The organism is Marinobacter fuscus (genome assembly GCF_003007675.1).
Taxonomy (GTDB): domain Bacteria; phylum Pseudomonadota; class Gammaproteobacteria; order Pseudomonadales; family Oleiphilaceae; genus Marinobacter; species Marinobacter fuscus.
Window position 1 is genome coordinate 1 of the sequence record NZ_PXNP01000020.1, and the last position, 17,662, is coordinate 17,662.

The 17,662-nt window shown below is 58.6% G+C and carries 17 protein-coding genes and 1 pseudogene; 11 read left to right on the forward strand and 7 right to left on the reverse strand.

What is annotated here, in order from left to right:
• The 3 genes and pseudogenes from C7H09_RS20155 to C7H09_RS05350 all read right to left on the reverse strand — a co-directional run.
• Nucleotides 1-116: pseudogene (locus C7H09_RS20155) on the reverse strand (IS110 family transposase); the annotation flags it as partial.
• 141 nt (nucleotides 117-257) lie between these two features.
• Entirely contained in the window at nucleotides 258-512 is a 255-nt protein-coding gene (locus C7H09_RS05345; RefSeq protein ID WP_106761577.1) for a Txe/YoeB family addiction module toxin, read from the reverse strand.
• Nucleotides 509-760 (reverse strand): type II toxin-antitoxin system Phd/YefM family antitoxin, encoded by a 252-nt coding sequence (locus tag C7H09_RS05350; RefSeq protein ID WP_106761578.1) that lies wholly within the window; start codon nucleotides 758-760, stop codon nucleotides 509-511. Before C7H09_RS05350 ends, C7H09_RS05345 begins: the two co-directional genes overlap by 4 nt.
• Before the next feature lie 325 nt (nucleotides 761-1,085).
• On the opposite strand from C7H09_RS05350, the gene C7H09_RS05355 reads away from it, so the two are divergent.
• From C7H09_RS05355 to ahpF, 9 genes are all read left to right on the forward strand, one after another.
• Nucleotides 1,086-2,009 (forward strand): M14 family metallopeptidase, encoded by a 924-nt coding sequence (locus tag C7H09_RS05355; protein WP_106761579.1) that lies wholly within the window; start codon nucleotides 1,086-1,088, stop codon nucleotides 2,007-2,009.
• Nucleotides 2,010-2,026: 17 nt separating this feature from the next.
• Nucleotides 2,027-2,539: a methylated-DNA--[protein]-cysteine S-methyltransferase gene (locus C7H09_RS05360; protein ID WP_106761580.1), complete on the forward strand. Its 513-nt coding sequence runs from the start codon at nucleotides 2,027-2,029 to the stop codon at nucleotides 2,537-2,539.
• Between the two features lie 17 nt (nucleotides 2,540-2,556).
• Entirely contained in the window at nucleotides 2,557-3,543 is a 987-nt protein-coding gene (locus C7H09_RS05365) for a diaminopimelate dehydrogenase (protein ID WP_106761581.1), read from the forward strand.
• Nucleotides 3,544-3,676: 133 nt separating this feature from the next.
• Complete coding sequence (locus tag C7H09_RS05370; RefSeq protein ID WP_106761582.1) at nucleotides 3,677-4,216, forward strand: DUF5610 domain-containing protein; 540 nt, start codon at nucleotides 3,677-3,679, stop codon at nucleotides 4,214-4,216.
• Nucleotides 4,217-4,404: 188 nt separating this feature from the next.
• A complete protein-coding gene (gene betI / locus C7H09_RS05375; protein ID WP_106761583.1) occupies nucleotides 4,405-4,998 on the forward strand; it encodes a transcriptional regulator BetI in 594 nt (197 codons plus the stop codon).
• Between the two features lie 58 nt (nucleotides 4,999-5,056).
• Entirely contained in the window at nucleotides 5,057-6,526 is a 1,470-nt protein-coding gene (gene betB, locus C7H09_RS05380) for a betaine-aldehyde dehydrogenase (RefSeq protein ID WP_106761584.1), read from the forward strand.
• A 27-nt stretch (nucleotides 6,527-6,553) separates the two neighbouring features.
• Nucleotides 6,554-8,239, forward strand: coding sequence for a choline dehydrogenase (betA, locus tag C7H09_RS05385; RefSeq protein WP_106761585.1), 1,686 nt, complete (start codon nucleotides 6,554-6,556; stop codon nucleotides 8,237-8,239).
• A gap of 243 nt (nucleotides 8,240-8,482) precedes the next feature.
• Entirely contained in the window at nucleotides 8,483-9,046 is a 564-nt protein-coding gene (gene ahpC, locus C7H09_RS05390) for an alkyl hydroperoxide reductase subunit C (protein ID WP_106761586.1), read from the forward strand.
• Between the two features lie 242 nt (nucleotides 9,047-9,288).
• The gene (ahpF, locus tag C7H09_RS05395; RefSeq protein ID WP_106761587.1) at nucleotides 9,289-10,854 is read left to right on the forward strand and encodes an alkyl hydroperoxide reductase subunit F; all 1,566 of its coding nucleotides are present in this window, start codon (nucleotides 9,289-9,291) and stop codon (nucleotides 10,852-10,854) included.
• Between the two features lie 82 nt (nucleotides 10,855-10,936).
• On the opposite strand, the gene C7H09_RS05400 is transcribed toward ahpF, so the two are convergent.
• Nucleotides 10,937-11,968 carry a histone deacetylase family protein gene (locus C7H09_RS05400; RefSeq protein ID WP_106761588.1) on the reverse strand — a complete coding sequence of 344 codons (1,032 nt, stop codon included), beginning with the start codon at nucleotides 11,966-11,968 and terminating at the stop codon, nucleotides 10,937-10,939.
• A gap of 167 nt (nucleotides 11,969-12,135) precedes the next feature.
• Here C7H09_RS05400 and C7H09_RS05405 point away from each other — a divergent pair, with 167 nt between their 5' ends.
• Nucleotides 12,136-13,662: a flavin-containing monooxygenase gene (locus C7H09_RS05405; RefSeq protein WP_106761589.1), complete on the forward strand. Its 1,527-nt coding sequence runs from the start codon at nucleotides 12,136-12,138 to the stop codon at nucleotides 13,660-13,662.
• A gap of 8 nt (nucleotides 13,663-13,670) precedes the next feature.
• Here the strand turns inward: C7H09_RS05405 and C7H09_RS05410 are convergent, their stop codons facing one another.
• The gene (locus tag C7H09_RS05410; RefSeq protein WP_106761590.1) at nucleotides 13,671-14,489 is read right to left on the reverse strand and encodes a TlpA disulfide reductase family protein; all 819 of its coding nucleotides are present in this window, start codon (nucleotides 14,487-14,489) and stop codon (nucleotides 13,671-13,673) included.
• 324 nt (nucleotides 14,490-14,813) lie between these two features.
• On the opposite strand from C7H09_RS05410, the gene C7H09_RS05415 reads away from it, so the two are divergent.
• Complete coding sequence (locus C7H09_RS05415) at nucleotides 14,814-16,136, forward strand: DEAD/DEAH box helicase (RefSeq protein ID WP_106761591.1); 1,323 nt, start codon at nucleotides 14,814-14,816, stop codon at nucleotides 16,134-16,136.
• A 97-nt stretch (nucleotides 16,137-16,233) separates the two neighbouring features.
• Here the strand turns inward: C7H09_RS05415 and C7H09_RS05420 are convergent, their stop codons facing one another.
• Both C7H09_RS05420 and C7H09_RS05425 read right to left on the reverse strand, forming a co-directional pair.
• On the reverse strand, nucleotides 16,234-16,992 hold the full coding sequence (locus C7H09_RS05420) for an OmpW/AlkL family protein (protein ID WP_106761592.1): 759 nt from the start codon (nucleotides 16,990-16,992) through the stop codon (nucleotides 16,234-16,236).
• 158 nt (nucleotides 16,993-17,150) lie between these two features.
• Complete coding sequence (locus C7H09_RS05425; RefSeq protein WP_106761593.1) at nucleotides 17,151-17,615, reverse strand: winged helix-turn-helix transcriptional regulator; 465 nt, start codon at nucleotides 17,613-17,615, stop codon at nucleotides 17,151-17,153.
• Between the last annotated feature and the right edge of the window lie 47 nt (nucleotides 17,616-17,662).

Sequence of the window (17,662 nt, forward strand, 5' to 3'; positions counted from 1 at the left end):
TTGATCTCTTTGTGCAACAGCACCTCGCCTTGCTGGTCGAGGATGCAAACGTACAGGCTGCGGGCGTGCAGGTCGATTCCACAATAGTGACGGTGAGTGCTATGGTAAAAGTTCATGAGTCTTCTCCCTTGTAGTGCTTGGTCGCCTTCCAGCTTAGCGGGTAACCGCCGGGCTGGGGAGAAGGCTCAATCAGTATCAAGCGGCTGTTGTCGGACGCGCCTGCGCTGCGCTCCGGCATGCCGCAAAGCCGGGCTAAATCAGTAGTGGTACCGGAGTTGGGCGATAAGTAAAGCGTCACCCGTGACTTTGTAAACTATTCGGTGTTCTTCATTAATTCGGCGAGACCAGTACCCGGCGAGGCTGTGTTTGAGTGGCTCAGGTTTACCAACACCTTCGAAAGGCTCTCGCTTAGTCTCTTTGATCAGTTTGTTGATTCGGTAAAGAATCTTTTTGTCGGCTTTCTGCCAGTACAGATAGTCTTCCCAGGCGTTCTCGGAGAAGATGAGTTTCATTCAAGAAGTTCCTTTTCTTGACCGTTGCCTTGCTCCAGCTCGGCAACGGATTCCAGCAAGCGCCGGGCGTTTTTTGGTGCGCGCAGAAGGTATGCGGTTTCTTGCAGCGCCTCGTAGTCCTCCAGGGAGATCATTACCACTGACTGCGACTTGTTCCGTGTGATGATGACTGGGGAATGGTCTTCACAGACCTGCTCCATGGTTTTTGCGAGATTGGTTCGGGCGGCAGTGTAGCTAATGGCATCCATAAGGTTGCTCCTGTACAGGATGTTGTTCATGGTCAGGATACCGTACGTTATCGAATTTAACAATTGGCTGCACAGCGACCGCTTTTCCACTGATTTGCAGCTCCAAACCGGCGCGTGACCGGGCGTTATGTGAGATTGACACCTGATACCTCTGCAGAGAGCTGGCTTTCTCAGCAGTCCCTACCTTGTTTCCTGCATCATAGTTTTCGCGGTGCTGGCGTTGCTGCTCCCGAAACGGTTTCCGTCTATTCTCGGGGGTATCATGCGCTGGTTTTCAAAATGCTAGAATGCGTCTTTGCATTAACCGTTGATGGAGACCTCCAGCATGAATACAGCCCCCGCAGCCTATCCCATTGGCACTCCGGGTGAACCCTGGGGCGACGCTGAACGTGCCGAGTGGTTGTCACGCCAGGTTCGCCAGCGTAGCTATCAGGCAGAAGTGCTGATGGCCATCGAGCGCCTGGATTCGCGTTTTGATCTGGAGCGTTATGGCGAGCTCCGTTACGGCGCCGATCAGTACCCGCTGATGGCCATTCGCAGCCGTGACTGGCAGGAAGAGCTACCAGTGGTGCTGGTGACCGGTGGAGTCCACGGTTATGAAACCAGCGGCGTGCATGGCGCGCTGCAGTTTCTGGACGAACACGCGGCAGACTACGAGGGGCAGGTGAATTTGTTGGTGGCGCCCTGTGTCAGCCCCTGGGCCTATGAGCGCATTCACCGCTGGAATGCCCACGCAATCGACCCGAACCGTTCGTTCCGGGCCGACAGCCCGGCGGAGGAAGCCGCTGCGTTAATGCGCCTGGTAGCGCCGTTGCGCGACCGGATTCTGATGCATATCGACTTGCACGAAACCACCGATACCGACGAAACCGAGTTTCGCCCGGCGCTGGCGGCGCGGGATGGTGAGCCGTTCGAGCCCGGTGATATTCCCGATGGTTTCTATCTGGTCGACGACAGCGAACGCCCAAGCCCCGGGTTTCAGCAGGCCATCATTCAGGCGGTGGAGAAGATCACCCACATCGCACCGGCCGATGCCCAGGGCAAGATCATCGGCTCGCCGATGGTGGCGCCTGGAGTGATCGAGTATCCCCTGCAATCACTGGGGCTCTGTGCCGGAATGACCGGCGCGCCTTTCACCACCACCACCGAGGTTTATCCCGACAGCCCTCGGGCCACACCCGAGCAGTGCAATGCAGCCCAGACGGCTGCGGTGTGTGCTGCCATCGATTACGCGCTGGCAAACGGCTAAAGACTGGAGGCATCGCCATGTCGAGCATTCACATTGGTTGTTTCACCACGCCTTGGGGCGAGATGCTTCTGGGCTCCTACGAGCAACAGCTGTGCCTGTGTGACTGGCGGGGCCGGGCAAAACGCCAGGCCGTTGATGCCCGGCTGATGAAAGGGCTGGGTGCCAGCTATGTGGAGCAGGAGGACGACCTGCTGAACCGGGCCCGGCAGCAACTGAATGAATACTTTGCGGGCCAGCGCAGAACCTTTGATCTTCCGCTGATGCTGGTGGGTACGCCGTTCCAGAAGCAAGTCTGGAGTGCCTTGCAGCAAATCCCCTACGGTACCACCGCCAGCTACCGGCAACTGGCGGAGCTCCTGGGCGAGCCCAAGGCGGTGCGGGCGGTGGCCGGTGCCAACGGTGCCAATGCCCTGTCGATTTTTGTGCCCTGTCATCGGGTGATTGGCAGTGATGGTAGACTGACGGGTTATGCCGGAGGTTTGGCCGCTAAAACTGCGCTGCTGAGCCTTGAGACTGAAATTGTTAACTGATTTAGAGGTGACTGATTATGACAAACCCCATCCGGGTGGGCATTGCCGGCTACGGCAATCTGGGCCGTGGTGTTGAAGCGGCGCTGTCGCAGAATCCCGATATGCAGTTGGTGGGGGTATTCAGCCGCCGCGATCCTGCCACGGTTGAACTGCTGGATAGCTCGGTACCGGTGTATGCCATGGCCGAGGTTGAAGGATTCCAGGACAAGGTAGACGTGATGATTTTGTGTGGAGGGTCGAAATCCGACTTGCCGGAACAGGGCCCCTACATGGCCCGTTTTTTCAATACCGTGGACAGCTTTGATACCCACGCCAAGGTGAACGAGTACCACGCTGCACTGGATGCACCGGCCCGTGAATCCGGCCACCTGGCCATGTTGTCCGGCGGCTGGGATCCGGGGCTGTTTTCCCTGAATCGGGTGTATGGCGAAACCATTTTGCCGGAAGGCGAAACCTATACCTTCTGGGGCAAGGGCCTGAGCCAGGGGCACTCCGATGCGGTGCGTCGGGTGCCAGGCGTGCAGCGCGGTGTGCAGTACACCCTGCCATCGGAGACCGCGATTGCCCGGGTTCGCAGTGGCGAGCAGCCGGAGCTGAGCACCCGCGAGAAACACACTCGGGAATGTTACGTGGTACTGGAAGCGGATGCCGATGCCGACACGGTGCGCCACAGCATTGTCACCATGCCGGATTATTTTGCGGACTACGACACCCAGGTGCATTTCATTGATGAAGCCACTTTCGAGCGGGATCATCAGAGCATGCCCCACGGTGGGTTTGTGATTCGCAGTGGCCTGACCGGCAACAATAACACCCAGACCATCGAGTATTCGCTGGCGCTTAACAGCAACCCGGAGTTTACCGCCAGTGTCCTGGTGGCCTACGCGCGGGCGGTGCATCGCCTGGCCGAGGCGGGCGAGGTGGGTGCCCGCACGGTGTTTGATATTGCCCCGGGGTTGCTGTCGCCCAAAGATCCGGCGCAGCTGCGTAAAGAGCTGCTCTGATTGACCACGGCCGGGCAGCTAGCCTGTCCGGCGTTGGGCCTGAAAGTTGGTTATTGTATAACCAATCGGTCTTAATGTTACGGGTGCCGCTGTCGTTAACTGATCTACCACTGTTTGCGTAGAGGAGAACGCCATGGTTAACCCCATTATTGGTCGCGGGCCGGATGTGCCCAACCGGGTGGCGGTCGGAACACCGGAAACCCGGCCTGCAGCCAGGGCTGCAGAGGCGTCGTCTGCCGGTGCTCAGGCCAGCATTCGCACCCCGGCTGATGCCATTAATATAATGCGTACCCGCCTGGAACAGCGGGTGCAGCAGGCCATGGGCGGACCAGCCAAACCGGCGGGGGCGTCCGAGCAATACGCCGCTCAGGCTCAGCCACCTACCGCGTCGGACGTGGCCAACACCATTCTCGGTTTTGTGCAGAACCGCTTGCAGCAGGAAGCCGACGCCGGTGCCGATGTGGAGCGGCTGACGGAACTGATGCAGCAGGCCCGTGCCGGTATTGAGCAGGGGTATGCCGAAGCCCGGGAGCAGATTGAGGCTCTGGGGATGATGAACGAGACCCTGTCGGCGGACATTGATGATGGTTTCAACCTGATTCAGGATGGCCTTCTGGAGTTTGAGCGGCTGTTTCTGGGGCAGGAACAGGAGCCGCAGCCTAAGCCGGAGTAACGCCCGGTTAGCGTACTTCGCCCGCATACCGTTTACGCTCGGCAGCCAACCCGGCTGCCAGCGCCACCCGTGTGATGACCGCGAGAAATACCCCCGCCACCTGTCAGTTTGAAATCGGACTTTGGTTTCTGTAGTCTTTATATTGATTGAACGTTCAATCAATAATGTTTCAGGGTGAGTGAACCGGCATGCCAAAAGTGGGAATGAAAGACGCCCGTCGTCAGCAACTGATTGATGCCACGATGGACTCCATCGCCGAACTGGGGATGCAAAACACCACGATTGTCAGCATCAGTAAGCGGGCGGGTATGTCTTCTGGAATCATCAGCCATTATTTCGGTGGCAAACAGGGCTTGATTGAAGCCGCCCTGCGCCATTTGCTGGACTTGCTGGGCACCGAGTTGCGTGAGCGCATGGCCCGCACCGGAAGCTCCCCGGCGCAAAGGCTGGATTGCATCATCGAGGCTAATTTCTCCGATTTCCAGCGCTCTGCACTGGCTGCCAAAACCTGGCTGAGTTTCTGGGCCCGCTCCATGCATGAGCCCGGTTTGCAGCGTTTGCAGCAAATCAACAAAGCCCGCCTTTACAGCAACCTGCGTTATTCCTTTGCTGAGGTGCTCCCGGCGTCACAGGCCACCACCGCCGCCCATCAGGCCGCCGCGATGATCGACGGTTTCTGGTTGCGCAGCGCCCTGAGCCAGGATCCGGCGGCCAGCTTCGAGGCCAGCGAGCATTTCTGCAAAGACTTTGTCCACAAGGTGCTGGCGGGCGCCAGCACCTGACCATCAATTCATTTCCGGCTATAAGGCCCGACACGATCATTCGAGGTGAATCACGCTTATGTCTGCAACTGTTCCTGTGGTTCAGAACTTTATCCACGGCCGCTTTTTGGCCAACGGCACCGGGCAAACCTTTCCGGTGGTCAATCCTGCCACCGGCCAGGTGATCTACCAGGTGGAGGTGGCGGATGCCTCGGTTCAACAGGCTGCCATCGAAAGCGCCCGGGCCGGTTTCCGCCAGTGGTCGGCCACCCCGATGATCGAACGCAGCCGGATTCTGCTCAAAGCGGTGGGGCTGTTACGCGAACGCAACGACGAGCTGGCGGCAATTGAAGTGCGCGATACCGGTAAACCCTGGCAGGAAGCCGAAGCGGTGGATGTGGTTACGGGCGCCGATGCCATCGAATTCTTTGCCGGGCTGGCACCGTCCATTGAAGGCAACCAGCAGGACCTGGGGGGTGACTTTTACTACACCCGCCGGGAACCGCTGGGTATCTGTGCCGGAATCGGCGCCTGGAACTATCCGCTCCAGATTGCCTGCTGGAAGTCAGCGCCAGCTTTGGCCTGCGGCAACGCCATGATTTTCAAGCCGTCGGAAGAAACCCCCATGGGCGCGGTGAAGCTGGCAGAAATCTTTATCGAAGCCGGGGTGCCCGCGGGCGTGTTCAACGTGGTGCAGGGTGCCGCCGAGGTAGGCCAGTGGCTGACCGGTCATCCGGCGATTGCCAAGGTGTCGTTCACCGGCGAGGTGGGCACCGGTAAGAAGGTGATGGCGGCGGCGGCTTCCAGCCTGAAAGATGTCACCATGGAGCTGGGCGGCAAATCCCCGCTGATTATCTTTGACGATGCCGACCTGGAGAACGCCATTTCTGCGGCCATGGTGGGCAATTTCTACACTCAGGGTGAAATCTGCACCAACGGCACCCGGGTGTTTGTTCACGAAGATCTGTACCCGGCGTTCATCGAACGCCTGTTGGAGCGCACCCGCAACAACATCAAAGCCGGGAACCCGATGCTCCCGGACACCAACTTCGGCGCGCTGATCTCGAAAAAGCATCAGGATCTGGTGCTGGACTACATCGCAAAAGGATTGGCCGAGGGCGCCACCCTCAGCCACGGCGGCCGGGCGTTCGAGCCGGAGAATTGCAAGGGTGGTTACTTTGTAGAACCGACCATCTTCACCGACTGCACCGACGACATGACCATCGTGCGGGAAGAGATTTTCGGCCCGGTGATGTCGGTACTGACCTTCCGCGACGAAGACGAAGTCATTGCCCGGGCCAACAACACCGAGACCGGCCTGGCCGCAGGCGTGTTCACCAACGATATCCGCCGGGCCCACCGGGTGATTCATCAGATTCAGGCGGGCATCTGCTGGATCAACAGTTATGGGGCTTCCCCGGCGGAAATGCCGGTAGGCGGGTACAAGCTGTCTGGCATTGGCCGGGAGAACGGCAGGGTAACCCTGGACTACTACACCCAGATCAAGTCGGTGTATGTCGGCATGCAGGATCTCGACGCCCCGTTCTGAGTGCGCTGTCCACAGAGGAGATATGGTATGAGCGATAACCGTTACGATTATATTATTGTGGGCGCGGGCTCGGCAGGTTGTGTACTGGCCAACCGGCTGACCGAAGATGGCCAGTACAAGGTGCTGTTGCTGGAAACCGGTGGCAGCGACAAGAGCATCTTTATCCAGATGCCCACGGCCCTGTCCATTCCCATGAACACCAAAAAATACGCCTGGCAGTTCGAAACCGAACCGGAGCCGTTCCTGGATAATCGCCGCATGCATTGCCCCCGAGGCAAGGTGCTCGGCGGTTCTTCGTCCATCAACGGTATGGTGTATGTGCGCGGCCACGCCCGGGATTTTGATGAGTGGGAATCGGAAGGTGCCGAGGGCTGGAACTATCAGCAGGTGCTGCCGTACTTCAAGAAGGCCGAAACCTGGGTCTTTGGTGGCGATGATTACCGGGGCGATTCCGGCCCGCTGGGCGTAAACAACGGCAATAACATGCGCAACCCGCTGTACAAGGCGTTTATCCGGGCCGGTGTGGATGCGGGCTACATGGAAACGGGCGATTACAATGGCGCGCAGCAGGAAGGCTTTGGTGCCATGCACATGACGGTGAAAAACGGCCGCCGCTGGTCCACCGCCAACGCCTACCTGCGCCCGGCCATGGCCCGGAGCAATCTGACGGTGGTCACCCATGCCCTGGTGCACAAGGTATTGATGGACGGCAAAACCGCCACCGGCGTGCGTTACGAGCAAAGTGGCAAGGTGAAGGAAGTGGCAGCCAGCCGCGAGGTGATTCTTGCTGCCGGTTCCATCGGTTCACCCCATCTGTTGCAGTTGTCTGGCATTGGCCGGCGCGATTTGCTGGAGAACGCGGGTATCGAGGTCAAACATGAACTGCCCGGCGTCGGCGAGAATCTGCAGGATCATCTGGAGTTCTATTTCCAGTTCCGCTGCAATCAGCCGGTGTCGCTTAACCGTAAGCTGGACTGGTGGAACAAGCTGAAAATCGGCGTGCGCTGGATTCTGCGCAAAGACGGCCTGGGCGCCACCAACCACTTTGAATCTTGCGGTTTTATCCGTTCCAAGGCGGGTGTGGAATGGCCGGATCTGCAGTACCACTTCCTGCCCGCCGCCATGCGCTACGATGGTCGTGAAGCCTTTGATGGCGATGGCTTCCAGCTGCACATTGGCCACAATAAACCGAAAAGCCGGGGTTTTGTGCATGTACAATCGGCCGACCCGAAACAGCCGCCGCGCATTCGCTTCAATTACCTGGAACACGAAGCCGACCGCGAAGGCTTCCGGGATTGCGTGCGGCTGACCCGTGAAATCATCAACCAGCCTTCCATGGACGAATACCGGGGCGCAGAAATTCAGCCGGGGGTTGATGTCCAGAGCGATGAGCAGATCGATGCCTTCGTTCGCCAGGCGGTGGAAAGTGCTTATCATCCATCCTGCTCCTGCAAAATGGGCACCGATCCGCTGGCAGTGGTGGATCCGGAAACCCGGGTACACGGTGTTCGGAACCTGCGGGTGGTGGATTCGTCAATTTTCCCGACCATCCCCAACGGTAACCTGAATGCGCCCACCATCATGGTGGCAGAGCGGGCCGCCGACCTGATTCTTGGCAAACCGCCCCTGGCCGCCCCGGATGCGTCGGTGGTAATGGATGCGCAGTGGCAGGCCCGGCAGCGCCCGGGGCAGGCGAAACGGCCGATGGCCTGAATGGGCAGCCGGTTGATCCCGGGTTCCGGCCATTGAAGTTGCGGACAAAGGCCCCATACTGAACCAGAGCCGGGGCAGTGCGGGATGCACTGCCCCGGCTGGCATCGCCAATCCAGGGTTTGGTTATAGGCGTTTGCTATTGCACGGTTGTAAATAATCAATTTTCACCGAGCGTAGTGAGCGCCTAGTATGGACAGCGTCTTCACTAATTCAGTGACTTGAATCAACAGGAGTTATGCACAAATGGGTATCGTTAACAGCGAAATCAAACCGTTCAACGCCACCGCTTTCAAACAGGGTGAGTTTGTCGAAATTTCTGAAGCCGACGTTAAAGGCAAGTGGGCCATCTTCTTCTTCTACCCGGCTGACTTCACCTTCGTTTGCCCGACCGAGCTGGGCGACGTAGCCGACAAATACGAAGAGCTGCAGAAGCTGGGCGTAGAAGTGTTCTCTGTGTCTACCGACACTCACTTCACCCACAAGGCGTGGCACGACACGTCTGAGACTATCGGTAAGATCAACTACTACATGGTTGGCGACCAGACCGGCACCATCACCAATAACTTCGGTGTGATGCGTGAAGGCCAGGGCCTGGCAGATCGCGCAACCTTCCTGATCGATCCGGACGGAATCATTCAGGCGGTTGAAATCACTGCCGAAGGCATTGGCCGCGACGCAGACGACCTGATGCGTAAAGTGAAAGCCGCTCAGTACGTTCGCAACCATCCCGGCGAAGTATGCCCGGCCAAGTGGAAAGAAGGTGAAGAGACTCTGGCTCCGTCTCTGGATCTGGTTGGCAAGATCTAAGTTTCCCGCCCACGGTGAAACTTGTAAAAAGGCCCGCATTGCGGGCCTTTTTTGATTATTTAATCGGTTTTCTTTAATTTTATAGAAGAAACCTATCACTCGGGTTGTGGCAATCAATTTGAGGATTCGTTAGGCAGGCTTTATCTTAGTTTCAAGATTAATAGCGAATCACTACTGAGTGCAGGCGATCACTTATCTTACGCCCGGCTCAGTCAGTTTCACATGACACAGGGGAACCTTTTATGTTGGACGCCAATATCAAGCAACAACTCAATGCCTACATGGACAAGCTGCAGCAGCCGATCGAGCTGGTGGCAGCCTACGACGACAGCAAGAAATCCCAGGAGCTCAAAGAGTTGCTGGAAGAGCTGGCGGGTATGTCAGAGAAGATCAGCCTGCGTACTGACGACGCGGCAGACGTGCGTCGGCCGTCGTTCGCCATCAACCGTACAGGCACGGATATTGGTGTTCGCTTTGCGGGTATTCCCATGGGCCACGAGTTTACTTCGCTGGTATTGGCCCTGCTGCAGGTGGGTGGTCACCCCTCCAAGGCCGCCCAGGATCTGATCCAGCAGATTCAGGAGCTGGACGGTGAGTTCGAGTTCGAAACCTATTTTTCCCTGTCCTGCCAGAATTGCCCGGACGTGGTGCAGGCGCTGAACCTGATGAGCGTACTGAACCCGAAGATCAAGCATACCTCCATTGACGGTGCTCTGTTCCAGGATGAAGTTGAACAGCGGGAAGTGATGGCGGTACCGAGCGTGTACCTGAACGGCCAGCCCTGGGGCCAGGGCCGGATGACGCTGGAAGAGATTGTGGCGAAGCTCGACACCAAGTCTGCCGAGAAAGAGGCTGAGAAAATCAACCAGAAAGACGCCTTCGAGGTACTGGTGATCGGCGGTGGTCCGGCGGGTTCCGCAGCGGCTATCTATGCGGCTCGTAAGGGCATTGCCACGGGCATTGCGGCCGAGCGCTTTGGTGGCCAGGTGGCGGATACCATGGGTATCGAAAACCTGATTTCCGTGCCCTATACCGAAGGCCCCAAACTGGTGGCGGCCATGGAGCAGCACGTTAACGAATACGACGTGGACATCATGAACATGCAGCTGGCAGAGAAGCTGATCCCGGCGGCGGAGAAGGGCGGTTTGCATGAGGTTCGTCTGGCCAACGGTGCATCGCTGAAGTCCCGTACCGTGGTTCTGTCCACCGGTGCCCGCTGGCGCCAGCTGGGCGTGCCCGGTGAGGCTGAGTACCGCAACAAGGGCGTGGCCTATTGCCCGCACTGTGATGGCCCGTTGTTCAAAGGCAAGCATGTGGCGGTGATCGGTGGCGGTAACTCTGGCGTGGAAGCGGCCATCGACCTGGCCGGAATCGTGGGCCACGTGACGCTGATCGAGTTTGGTGCCGAGATGCGCGCCGACGAGGTGCTGCAGAAGAAGCTGCGCAGCCTCAACAACGTCGACATCATCACCTCTGGCCAGACCACCGAAATTACCGGCGAGAATGGCAAGGTGAATGGCCTGACCTACACCGATCGCAACAGCGGCGAATCCCGCCATGTGGCGCTGGAGGGGGTGTTTGTCCAGATCGGCCTGGTGCCGAACACCGAGTGGCTGAAGGGCGACATCGAACTGAGCCAGCACGGCGAGATCGTGATCAATGATCGCAACGAAACCTCGATTCCGGGTGTGTTTGCGGCGGGCGATGCCACCACCGTGCCTTACAAGCAGATTGTGATTTCCATGGGTGAAGGTTCCAAGGCGGCGCTGAGCGCCTTCGACTTCCTGATCCGCAACTCGGCAGAGTAACCCGCTACCGATGGCCTGACGTGTTCAGGCTGACCCCGAAAGCCGGTGACCGCAGGACGTGGTGCACCGGCTTTTTTCGTAATCAGGCTTTGCCTTCAAAGCCCTGCATTACATTGACCGCGTTCACGCCGATGGCATCGACATCGTAGCCGCCTTCCATGGTGAAGACGGTGGGAAGCCCCAGTTGCTCAAGGCGCCTGCCCAGGGTGAGATAATCCCCGGAGGCCAGTTTGAAAAATGAAATCGGGTCGTCCTCAAATGTATCCACACCCAGGGCCACGATCAGAGCATCCGGCTGGAACTCGCCGATGCGCTGGCAGGCGGTTTCCAGGCCCTGGCTCCAGACATGGTAGGGTGTGCCGGGCGGGAAGGTCAGGTTGAGGTTATAACCCTCGCCGTCACCTTCGCCGGTTTCGTCTTCAAAGCCCAGGAAGTGAGGAAACACCAGATCCGGATCGCCGTGCAGGCTGATGGTGAGTACGTCTGCCCGGTGATAGAAGATGGCCTGGGTGCCATTGCCATGATGGAAGTCCACATCCAGTACCGCGACCCTGCTATAGCCCTGATCCCGGAACGCCTGGGCCGCAATGGCAGCATTGTTGAAGAAACAGTAGCCACCAAACAGGTCGGCATGGGCGTGATGTCCGGGTGGACGACACAGGGCAAACGCGGCCCGTTCGCCTTCAGCCACCAGCTTCTGGGCGGTCAGGGCAACGTTGGCGGAGGCGCGGGCGGCCTCCCAGGTGCCTTCGGAAATTGAAGTTTCGGCCGCAAAACTGTAATAGCCAAGCCTGCCATCAATGTCTTTCGGAACCCGATGGCGCATGCCCCGGCCCGCCCAGACCGCAGGAATAGCTTCCCCTGGCTTGCCCTCGGCCAGCCAGTCCTGCCAGCAGGTTTCCAGAAAGGCCACATAGTCTGCTGTATGTACCCGCTGAACAGGCCCAAGGCCGAACTCTTCCGGTTCCAGAACGTCACCCAGGGCCTGATCTTTCACCCGGGCCAGAATGGTTTCTGCCCGGGAGGGTTTTTCATGCGGCTCGATCAGCAGTCCGCCGTCCAGTTCGGTCTTCACCTGACGTCGACTGTGCAACGGCGAAAAAACGGTTTTCATGGCAAGGTTCCTCGGTGGTAAGCGGTAATGTGCAGCCCGGAGGACATTGGCCCGAATATCTTTGGGCGAGTCTTAGCGGGCCAATTTCCCAATGGCTTGCGCTGGGCTATTGTTGATGGCCAACAGTGTATTACAAAAAAAACGGACGCGAATCCGGGGAGCAGGCAATGACGGTACAGCATGTGGATGTTCTGATTATCGGGGCCGGGGTGTCGGGCATTGGCATGGCCTGCCATCTAAAGCGGGAATGCCCGGGTAAATCCATGGCGATTCTGGAAGGCCGGCAGGCCCTGGGTGGTACCTGGGATCTGTTTCGATATCCCGGTATCCGCTCGGATTCCGACATGTTTACGTTTGGCTATAACTTCCGGCCCTGGACCGGAGCACAGGTACTGGCCGATGGCGCATCTATCAAGCAGTATGTTTCCGATACCGCCCGCGAACACGGCGTGGATAAGCACATCCGCTTCGGCCGATCCGTAACAACGGCCGCCTGGTCGAGCCCCGATAAACACTGGACGATCACCGCCGAAAACGGGCAAACCGGCAGCGTAGAAACCTGGACAGCGAGCTTTCTTGTGGGTTGCACCGGTTACTACAATTACGACCATGGCTATACCCCCGACTTTCCGGGTGTACAGGATTTTCGGGGGCAGATCGTGCACCCCCAGCACTGGCCTGAGGGTCTGGACTATCACAACAAGCGCATTGTGGTGATTGGTAGCGGTGCCACCGCCATTACCCTGGTGCCCACCCTTGCGGAGCACGCGGCCCAGGTAACCATGCTTCAGCGCTCCCCCACTTACCTGATGCCGCTGCCATCCACCGACCAGCTCACCTTGCTGACTCAGAAGCTGTTTTCTCCCGGGCTCGCGTACTGCATCACCCGTGCAAGGAACATCTCCGTTGCCCGCTGGCTGTATAACCGCTCCCGCAAGAGTCCGCGTTTTATGCGCTGGCTGTTTCTGGCCATCATCAGGCGCCAGCTAAAGGGCTCGGCAGACATGCGCCACTTCACGCCGGATTATAATCCCTGGGATCAGCGGCTCTGCGTGGTCAAAGACGGCGATCTTTTTGAGGCCGTCAAATCCGGCAAGGCCGCCATTAAAACCGATCATATTGAGCGATTTACCGAAGCCGGTATACGGCTGAAGTCCGGTGAGGAGTTATCGGCCGATATCATCGTGCCCGCCACCGGTCTGGAATTGCAAATGCTGGGAGGAATCCGGCCGGTGATTGACGGAAAGCCGATGACGCTGAACGATAGGGTGGTTTACAAGAGCGTGATGATCGAAAACATGCCGAACGCAGGCATGGTGTTTGGATATACCAATCTGTCGTGGACGCTGAAAGTCGATATTGCCAGTGAGTACTTGTGCCGGCTGCTCAACCACATGGACAAGCACGGATACCGGGTGGCAGTGCCCCGAGATCACGGGAACAGTAAAGCGGATGAGACGGTGCTGGGTTCGCTGGATGCCGGATATACCAAGCGGGCCGCAGACCATCTGCCGCGGCAGGGCACCCATGGCCCCTGGAAAGCCGAACAGGATTACATGAAGGATGTAAAAACATTGCGTTTCGAGCCTATCGAAGATGGCTACCTGGAGTTTGATGGCCAGCTGAGCCAGGTCAGTGAGCAGGCTTCCAGAGGTGTACGTCGCCCCTGGCGTTCGGCCCTGTTTGGCGCCTGAACGTCAGCTCAGCGTTGCGGGGGCTGGATCTTCTCCAGGCCCCGGGCCAGGGTGGCCCGCGAAAGTTCGCCAAAGTGGGTGTCTACCAGTTCACCGGTGGCATTATAAAACAGGGTGGTGGGCAGGCCCTGGCTACCCACTGCACTGGCCATGGCCCCCCGGTTATCCAGGTATAGATTCTCCAGGGAAAGGTTCTGATTCCGGATAAAGTCGATCACGGTTTCCGGCTGTTCCCGCTGGTTTGCGAACACGATCCGGATATCCGGATTCTCCTTCTGGGCGGCTTCCAGCACCGGCATTTCCCGAATGCAGGGCGGGCACCAGGTAGCCCACAGGTTCACCACCATGGGCTGGCCATCGGGAATCCCGGCCAGGGCTACTGCTTCTCCCGAGAGGGAGTGCAGGGCAATGTCCGGCAAGCCCCGAGCCTGCTGTTCAATCAATTGGATGGTTCCGGCCGCACCCGCCCAGAACAGGGTACCGGCCAGCACCGCCATGGCCAGCGGTTTACGTACTCTGGCTCGCCGCCAGAGCAGGAAAAAGGTAAAAGCAAGCGCCCCCAGCACGCCCCAGAGCACATCGAAACCACCGTCGCGAATGTCGAAGATGCCCAGCAGATTGTCGCGGTAATGTTCGAAATAGCCCACCACAAAGCCCACTCGGGCAGCCACCATGGCAAACACAAAGACATCGGCCACTGACCCGGCTACCGGCACCCGGTAGCGGCGCCCCAGCAGGCCACCAACAACCAGGGCCAGCGCAAAGGCCAGCATCAGCAAAAGGTGGCCAATGGAAAGGCTCAGCGGGCCCAGGTTCACACTCAACATAGTCACGTCCTGTCTGTGGATAATGGCCTGGTGTGACGGTATTCACCCCGGCAAGTTCCCGGTAGCCCGACGGAGCACCAGACAAACACTTATAGCTATTTGCCGGATGACCTGTTACCGTGCGCCCATCCTGCCTCTAGGGATTCCGCAGTTTTCGGCCAACAAGCCGCCTTGCGAACCATTTCATACGACCTGTCAGAGGACGTCACCCCGTATCCGGCGCGTGACTGTAGTCGTCTTTTATTCCATGACTGTCATGGCAACTGCCCTCTGTCACCGGTTTCGGTGTTCGCAGGTGCAGATTTCATCAAGAGTGCATCGTTTATGAGTTTTTCTTCCCTCGGTTTGTCCGAGCAGCTGGTCCGTGCTACCTCCGATCAGGGTTATGAAACCCCGTCGCCCATCCAGCAACAAGCCATTCCGGCGGTTTTGTCCGGTAAGGATGTGATGGCGGCGGCCCAGACCGGCACCGGTAAAACCGCTGGCTTCACCCTGCCGCTGCTGCAGCGCCTGGCCGAGAAGCCGCGCACCGGCAAAGGCCCCAGGGCATTGATTCTGGCGCCCACCCGCGAACTGGCGGCCCAGGTTCACGACAGCGTGGCGCTGTACAGCAAGTATCTGCCTACCCGTTCGGCTGTGGTCTTCGGTGGCGTCAAGATTAACCCCCAGATGATGAAGCTGCGTAAGGGGCTGGATGTTCTGGTGGCCACGCCCGGGCGTTTGCTGGATCTGCACCAGCAGAACGCAGTGCGCTTTGACGAAGTGGAAATTCTGGTGCTGGACGAAGCCGACCGCATGCTCGACATGGGCTTTATCCGCGACATCCGCAAGGTGCTGGCGATGCTGCCGGCGAAACGCCAGAACCTGCTGTTCTCGGCCACCTTCTCCAGTGAAATCCGCACCCTGGCCCAGGGCCTGCTGAACAACCCGGTGCAGGTGGAAGTGGCGGCCCGTAATACCACAGCTGAAACCGTCAAGCAGTCGGTGTACCCGGTGGATCAGAGTCAGAAATCCGCCCTGCTGAGCAAACTGGTGCAGGACAACAGCTGGGACCAGGTGCTGGTGTTTACCCGCACCAAGCACGGCGCCAACCGGCTGACCCAGAAGCTGGAGAAAGACGGCATTACCGCTGCGGCGATTCATGGTAACAAATCCCAGGGTGCCCGCACCCGGGCACTGGCTAATTTCAAGGCCGGTGAAGTGCGCGTGCTGGTGGCCACCGACATTGCCGCCCGTGGCCTGGACATCAAACAGCTACCCCAGGTGGTGAACTTCGAGCTGCCCAACGTGCCGGAAGACTATGTGCACCGTATTGGCCGTACCGGCCGGGCAGGCGAGCGTGGCCATGCGTTGTCTCTGGTGAGTGCCGACGAGGGCAAGTTGCTGGCGGGCATCGAAAAGCTGATCAAGAAGCAGTTGCCGCGCAAGGAAGTGGAAGGCTTTGAGCCGAAGAACAACTTGCCTTTGAAGCCGAAAGCCAAGGCCGGCCCGAGCAAGGCCCGCAACAAGCGGCCACAGAATGGCAGTGGCAACGGTCGCAGCTTTGGCCCGAAGCCGGCGGGCCGGAACGGCGGCGGCCGTGGTCGCGGTGGTCAGAGTCAGGGCCAGAGCCGGAGCGGCCGTTCAGGCCAGCGCCAGAGCGCATGAACTTCTGAGCCTGAAACAAAAAAAGCGGGGCCGAAGCCCCGCACAGGAGAACACCTTCCGGTAGCCGACAGACCAATGGCGCTACCGGGGGGGGCGATCAGAACTTGTAGGTGAAACCGACCATGTACACCATCGGGTCGATTTCCACTTTTGTGGTGGCTTCGGCGACTTTGGTGTCGCCGGCAAACGCAGACACGGTGGCATCGGTGTTGATGTCCGCCCACCAGACCGCTGCGTTCAGACCAAAGTTATCGTTGAGCATGTAGTCCATGCCGATTTCGACCGCTACGCCAATGCTGTCGTCCAGATCCAGCTTGGTGTCAGACACAGTACCCAGCGGCGTTCCGTAGGCCGCATTCGCGGTGCTGTCGACGTACCCGGTCAGGGTGGCGTTGGTTTTCGATTCAAAGAAGGTGGTGTAGTTTACGCCCACGCCCGCATACGGCTGGAAGGCAGAGCTGCTTGCCAGTGGGAAGTACTGCAGGGTAATCGTGGGTGGCAGATGCTTGGTTTCACCCAGTTTTCCTGCCGCGTACAGAGAGCTCTCACCTTTGATGTTGTGCTTGAAGGGCGTTGCGCCGAGCACGCCAAGACCAATGTTACCGGTGACCATATAGGTGGCGCGAATGCCAACCTGGGTATTCGCGTCTACACCAACTTCGGTACCCGCCAGCAGATCCTGCTTACCGTCCAGAGGCCCGAACCCGGTTACCAGCAGGGGGTCGCTGGAATCGCCCGGTGCTACATGCACTGCACCGGCCCGCAGAATAAAATCACCCGCCTCAAAAGCCTGAGCCACCGGGGCCGCTGCCATTACCGCTGCCGCCAGAACACCCAATTTGAAACCACGAGACATAGCCATCTCCTTATCCATGAAAGATCAATGGCGCTAATGTAACGAGCGTGGCGAAGAGAAAGTTGATTTAGCGCAAGAAAGTTAAGCGGCTGTTCGGTGCGAAAACCGCACCTTGATGTAACTCAAAAAACGCGGCGGAATGTGGCCATCGCTGATAGTCAGGATGTTTGTTCTTCGCCAGTGCTTTGATCTGGAACGAATACATCCCGGATGCCCAGGGCATAGCCTTCGGTATTCTGAACGATCACCGGGCGAATGGGTTGGCCTGTATCGCGATCCCGCAGGTCGAGTGGCTGACCATCCGGTGCAGGGTTCCACTTGTCTCCCCACTGGCGCAGGGCCACCACCACCGGAAACAGATCCCGGCCCTTGTCGGTGAGCCTGTACTCGAAGCGGGAACCATGCTCGCCCACGTCCACCTTCTTCAACACCTGATTGTCCACCAGTTTGCCCAAGCGGTCGCAGAGAATGTTCTTGGCGATGCCCAGCTGTTGCTGGAAGTCCACGAAGCGGCGGGTGCCGTACATGGCCTGCAATACAATCAGCAGGGACCACCAGTCCCCCACTTCATTCAGGGCGCGGGCGACGGAGCAATTGGAATCGTCAAAACGTTTTCTGGCCATGTCCGTAAGTGTACTAAATGGGGTTGCATCCTGAAACCGAATTTAAT

What these genes read in the sequence shown, in the direction of transcription:
- C7H09_RS05345 (WP_106761577.1), bottom strand. Translation starts at nt 512, where the DNA reads ATGAAACTCATCTTCTCCGAGAACGCCTGGGAAGACTATCTGTACTGG.
- C7H09_RS05350 (WP_106761578.1), bottom strand. Translation starts at nt 760, where the DNA reads ATGGATGCCATTAGCTACACTGCCGCCCGAACCAATCTCGCAAAAACC.
- C7H09_RS05355 (WP_106761579.1), top strand. Translation starts at nt 1,086, where the DNA reads ATGAATACAGCCCCCGCAGCCTATCCCATTGGCACTCCGGGTGAACCC.
- C7H09_RS05360 (WP_106761580.1), top strand. Translation starts at nt 2,027, where the DNA reads ATGTCGAGCATTCACATTGGTTGTTTCACCACGCCTTGGGGCGAGATG.
- C7H09_RS05365 (WP_106761581.1), top strand. Translation starts at nt 2,557, where the DNA reads ATGACAAACCCCATCCGGGTGGGCATTGCCGGCTACGGCAATCTGGGC.
- C7H09_RS05370 (WP_106761582.1), top strand. Translation starts at nt 3,677, where the DNA reads ATGGTTAACCCCATTATTGGTCGCGGGCCGGATGTGCCCAACCGGGTG.
- betI (WP_106761583.1), top strand. Translation starts at nt 4,405, where the DNA reads ATGCCAAAAGTGGGAATGAAAGACGCCCGTCGTCAGCAACTGATTGAT.
- betB (WP_106761584.1), top strand. Translation starts at nt 5,057, where the DNA reads ATGTCTGCAACTGTTCCTGTGGTTCAGAACTTTATCCACGGCCGCTTT.
- betA (WP_106761585.1), top strand. Translation starts at nt 6,554, where the DNA reads ATGAGCGATAACCGTTACGATTATATTATTGTGGGCGCGGGCTCGGCA.
- ahpC (WP_106761586.1), top strand. Translation starts at nt 8,483, where the DNA reads ATGGGTATCGTTAACAGCGAAATCAAACCGTTCAACGCCACCGCTTTC.
- ahpF (WP_106761587.1), top strand. Translation starts at nt 9,289, where the DNA reads ATGTTGGACGCCAATATCAAGCAACAACTCAATGCCTACATGGACAAG.
- C7H09_RS05400 (WP_106761588.1), bottom strand. Translation starts at nt 11,968, where the DNA reads ATGAAAACCGTTTTTTCGCCGTTGCACAGTCGACGTCAGGTGAAGACC.
- C7H09_RS05405 (WP_106761589.1), top strand. Translation starts at nt 12,136, where the DNA reads ATGACGGTACAGCATGTGGATGTTCTGATTATCGGGGCCGGGGTGTCG.
- C7H09_RS05410 (WP_106761590.1), bottom strand. Translation starts at nt 14,489, where the DNA reads ATGTTGAGTGTGAACCTGGGCCCGCTGAGCCTTTCCATTGGCCACCTT.
- C7H09_RS05415 (WP_106761591.1), top strand. Translation starts at nt 14,814, where the DNA reads ATGAGTTTTTCTTCCCTCGGTTTGTCCGAGCAGCTGGTCCGTGCTACC.
- C7H09_RS05420 (WP_106761592.1), bottom strand. Translation starts at nt 16,992, where the DNA reads ATGTCTCGTGGTTTCAAATTGGGTGTTCTGGCGGCAGCGGTAATGGCA.
- C7H09_RS05425 (WP_106761593.1), bottom strand. Translation starts at nt 17,615, where the DNA reads ATGGCCAGAAAACGTTTTGACGATTCCAATTGCTCCGTCGCCCGCGCC.